This window comes from Citrobacter sp. Awk 2 (genome assembly GCF_028069815.1).
Taxonomy (GTDB): Bacteria; Pseudomonadota; Gammaproteobacteria; order Enterobacterales; family Enterobacteriaceae; genus Citrobacter.
Genome location: NZ_JANEWL010000175.1, coordinates 1 through 4,232 on the forward strand (window position 1 = coordinate 1; position 4,232 = coordinate 4,232).

3 protein-coding genes are annotated in these 4,232 nt (G+C 48.7%); 1 reads left to right on the forward strand and 2 read right to left on the reverse strand.

The window, feature by feature from the left end; genetic code table 11:
- Nucleotides 1-303: 303 nt before the first annotated feature.
- A complete protein-coding gene (gene dcuC, locus NNO02_RS22735; RefSeq protein WP_271449873.1) occupies nt 304-1,689 on the forward strand; it encodes an anaerobic C4-dicarboxylate transporter DcuC in 1,386 nt (461 codons plus the stop codon).
- Between the two features lie 116 nt (nt 1,690-1,805).
- On the opposite strand, the gene dpiA is transcribed toward dcuC, so the two are convergent.
- Together dpiA and dpiB are read right to left on the reverse strand one after the other, a co-directional pair.
- Complete coding sequence (dpiA, locus tag NNO02_RS22740; RefSeq protein WP_271442590.1) at nt 1,806-2,486, reverse strand: two-component response regulator DpiA; 681 nt, start codon at nt 2,484-2,486, stop codon at nt 1,806-1,808.
- Nucleotides 2,455-4,116 carry a sensor histidine kinase DpiB gene (gene dpiB / locus NNO02_RS22745; RefSeq protein ID WP_271442589.1) on the reverse strand — a complete coding sequence of 554 codons (1,662 nt, stop codon included), beginning with the start codon at nt 4,114-4,116 and terminating at the stop codon, nt 2,455-2,457. The genes dpiA and dpiB overlap by 32 nt, the downstream gene beginning before the upstream one ends.
- Between the last annotated feature and the right edge of the window lie 116 nt (nt 4,117-4,232).

Below are 4,232 nucleotides of genomic sequence, written 5' to 3' on the forward strand. Positions count from 1 at the left end.
GTATTCTTATTTCTATTAATCTGCTTCCTTTACGCACAAACACCAAAATAAATAACAATTAATTAACATCAATGCATCATCTCAAAGCAAAATAACACATAAAACCAGAGTGTTTCACAGTTTTTGATTGCGGTACTCCCTTTTCATCCGCTATGTTGAAAAAACGCCTGCACCATCGGTTGAATCCGTATTTTTATTGATTTTAATCAGCAAGGAGCAGGTGTTTATTAGGCACATTCTCACACCGCTTTATGCTTTTTTTAGTTTTTTTACTTTCTGGGCGTCAATATGACAGGGGAAACAATGTTGACATTTATAGAACTCCTTATTGGAGTCGTTGTTATTGTGGGTGTAGCTCGCTACATCATTAAAGGTTATTCCGCAACCGGCGTATTGTTTGTCGGGGGCCTGGTTTTATTGATTATCAGCGCTCTGATGGGACACAAAGTTCTGCCCGGCAGTGCCGAAAGCACCGGTTACACCGCGACAGATATTGTTGAATACATTAAAATTTTGCTGATGAGCCGCGGCGGCGACCTCGGCATGATGATTATGATGCTGTGTGGTTTTGCCGCCTACATGACGCATATTGGCGCGAACGATATGGTCGTTAAGCTGGCCTCCAAACCCCTGCAATATATCAACTCGCCTTACATGCTCATGATTGCCGCCTATTTTGTTGCCTGCCTGATGTCACTGGCTGTCTCTTCGGCAACCGGGCTGGGCGTACTGTTGATGGCGACACTCTTTCCGGTCATGGTTAACGTTGGGATCAGTCGTGGTGCTGCGGCGGCCATTTGCGCCTCCCCTGCCGCAATCATTCTTTCTCCAACGTCCGGGGATGTCGTGCTGGCTGCAAAAGCAGCGGAAATGCCACTGATCGACTTCGCGTTTAAAACCACGCTGCCGATTTCCATTGCTGCCATTATTGGTATGGCGATTGCCCATTACTTCTGGCAGCGCTATCTGGATAAAAAAGAGAACATCTCTCACGAAATGTTAGATGTGGCAGAAATCACCACCACAGCCCCCTCGTTTTACGCCATTCTGCCGTTTACCCCGATCGTCGGTGTACTGATTTTTGATGGTAAATGGGGCCCGCAACTGCACATCATCACGATTCTGGTGCTGTGCATGCTTATTGCCGCAGTGCTGGAGTTCATCCGCGGATTCAACACCCAGAAGGTTTTCTCAGGTCTGGAAGTCGCCTACCGTGGAATGGCAGATGCCTTTGCTAACGTCGTCATGCTGTTAGTTGCAGCCGGTGTATTTGCTCAGGGTCTGAGCACCATTGGCTTTATTCAAAGTCTGATCTCTATCGCCACCTCATTTGGTTCTGCAAGTATTATTCTGATGCTGGTCCTGGTGATTCTGACCATGCTGGCCGCAATGACTACGGGCTCCGGTAACGCGCCTTTCTACGCCTTCGTTGAGATGATCCCAAAACTGGCGCACTCTTCCGGTATTAACCCTGCCTATCTTTCGATCCCAATGCTGCAGGCGTCAAACCTCGGGCGCACAATCTCCCCGGTATCCGGTGTGGTTGTAGCTGTTGCGGGGATGGCGAAGATTTCACCGTTTGAAGTCGTAAAACGAACTTCTGTTCCGGTGATGGTCGGACTGCTGATTGTGATTATCGCCACTGAAGTGATGGTACCCGGTTCTTCTTCAGCCGTCGTTGGCGGCTGATACTCAGTGAAATGTAGGCCGGATAAGGCATCTACGCCGCATCCGGCATTTAAACCGCACCGTTGCCGGATGTCGATGCTAAAGCATCTTATCCGGCCTACGTCAGAAATCAGCATTTAGCCGCCGTGGTAAATACGCTGCGGTCTACCTACCTTCCCGTGAATAATCTCCGCAATGATCAAATGGCGGCTGGCACAGTACTCCAGGTAACGTCTGGATGTTGTACGGCTGATGGTAAGCGCCTGGGCGATCGTTTCCGCAGTATGATGTACCGTCGGGTCAGCAAACAACTTCAGTACTGCATTCAGCGTTAGCGCGTCGATCCCCGTCGGCAAATCCCCTTTCGGCTCACCGCGCGCATATGCATTAAACATTTCATCAATCTGTTTTTGGCTGGCACTGTCATTACCGGCCAGCATTCTTCTGCGTTGCTGATACCGGGTAAGCGTCTGCCCCAGTCGCTCGTAGGCTATGGGTTTAACCAGATAATCAAACGCCCCGCTGCGTACGGCTTCTGAGACCGTGTCCATATCACTGGCCGCCGTGGTAAACACCACGCCGCCAGGGTAGCGTGCCTGAGTCAGCTCGTGTAACAGCGTTATGCCCTTGCCATCCGGCAAGTAGTTATCCAGAAGAATCAAACCAGGCTTGAAGCGCTCAATCATCATCCTTGCTTGCTCAAGATTACCCGCCAACCATATCTGGCTAAAACCGGGTATATGGCGGATATATTCAGCATGCATTTCCGCCAGTAGCGTTTCATCCTCAACGATCAACAGCGTTAATGGTTCCGTCATTGTTTTTTTTCACTTTCGGAAGAAATAAAGAAAATAAGGTACCGCAGGGGGAGTTATCTTCGAGCGTAATCACCCCATTACAGCGCCTCACATAACTTGCAATCAGATACAAACCGATGCCATGTTCGCCTGGTTCATCGGTACGAGTGCTCACACCCTGTTCAAATATTTTTTCGCGCAATGCTTCCGGTACGCCACAACCTTGATCGGCGACTTCAATGATCACCTCATCGCCCTCATCACTCAGATAGAGTTCAACGACCTTATTACCCTGCTGGGTACGCAAACTGGCTTCAAACGCATTATCAAGCAGATTGCCAACAATTGCTGCAAACTCTGTGCTATCCAACCCCTCAGGAAGTTTATGCAGTTGACTGCCAGGGACAATGCTCATTGTGAGGCCCAGTTCCCGTGCACGCTGTACCTTGCCAAACAGCAGGCCTGCAACCTGACGATCGGCGAAAGCACCGCGCAGACTATCAATGAGTTGCTGCTGCGCCTGCGACTCTCCCTGAACCATGGCCAGCACCCGGTCATACTCTTTCATTTGCAGCAGACCATTGATGGTGGACATCCAGTTCAGGTGTTCATGACGTAGCGTTCTCAGACTTTCTACATACTGTTTGATTTGTGTTAACTGGGCATTCAGGGTCGCAATTTCATCTTTGCTACGAAAGCTGATGATAGCTCCGAGCAGTTCATCACCTGAGCGGATAGCCTCGCGGTTAGCAATAACACTCAACCCATTAAAGTTAACCATCGCATCCTGGCGCTTTTCCGCAATCTGCTGGGTAAAAAAATCTGCTGGCTGAACGACTTCCGCAATCGGCTTACCCAACCACTTACGTCCAGGCGACGAGAGCCCCAGCATTTTTCTCGCACTGCGATTTATCGCCGTAATGCACCCTTCAGGGTCAACAGCAATTAAGCCTTCGTATACTGAGCTAAACAGCGCCTCCTGCTGACGTACTACCCGCGCGATTTGTTTGGGTTCCATACCCAACATCTGGCGTCGAATATGGGCGGCAAAAAACCAGGAAAGTAACATAAGCACCAGTAACAATAGAATGAACACCCCTGCCATCGGAAGTAAGAAATCCGAGCGCCAGCTGTCGATTTTACTGATCAGGTAGCCAATTGAGACAACACCGATGATTTTACCATCATCATCAAAGATAGGGGTTTTGGCGCGCATCGCCATCCCGATAGACCCTTTACCGGTAATAAAGTAGCTTTCCCCTTTCTCCAGTGCGCCGGGTTTGGTGAACTGCATGGGGTAGCCAATTTTATCCGGATTAGGGTGATAAAGACGGATCGAGTGGGTATCACCGATAACCACATAGTCAAAGTCAGTCCCGCTCTGCAACTTATCCGCTATCGTTGCCAGGCGCTTGTAATCACGGTGCTTCACAGCAGTAATAATGCTGTCGTTCGAGGCGATAATTTTCGCCTGATTCATTGCCATATCACGAACATGCGTTGCCAGATAATCTTCAAAGCTGGCGGTAAAGTATTGTGCTAATGCCGCGATGATAAAAACAGAAACGACCAGAATGAGTAGAAAGATACGCAACGGAAACGCCAGGCTGCGAAAAAAAGGAAACCGTGTTTTATTTTTCTTTTCCGACATGTTTTTTCCTCACCGACGTTAACCGAAACTTATTTTTCGTTGTATTTGTAATAAAAATGTTTTATTTACAAGTCACGGCCTAAAATAGGATCGTTACAGATTCCCCACCTTAAATC

Coding starts and splice junctions, on each gene's coding strand:
- dcuC (WP_271449873.1), top strand. CDS start 304: ATGTTGACATTTATAGAACTCCTTATTGGAGTCGTTGTTATTGTGGGT.
- dpiA (WP_271442590.1), bottom strand. CDS start 2,486: ATGACGGAACCATTAACGCTGTTGATCGTTGAGGATGAAACGCTACTG.
- dpiB (WP_271442589.1), bottom strand. CDS start 4,116: ATGTCGGAAAAGAAAAATAAAACACGGTTTCCTTTTTTTCGCAGCCTG.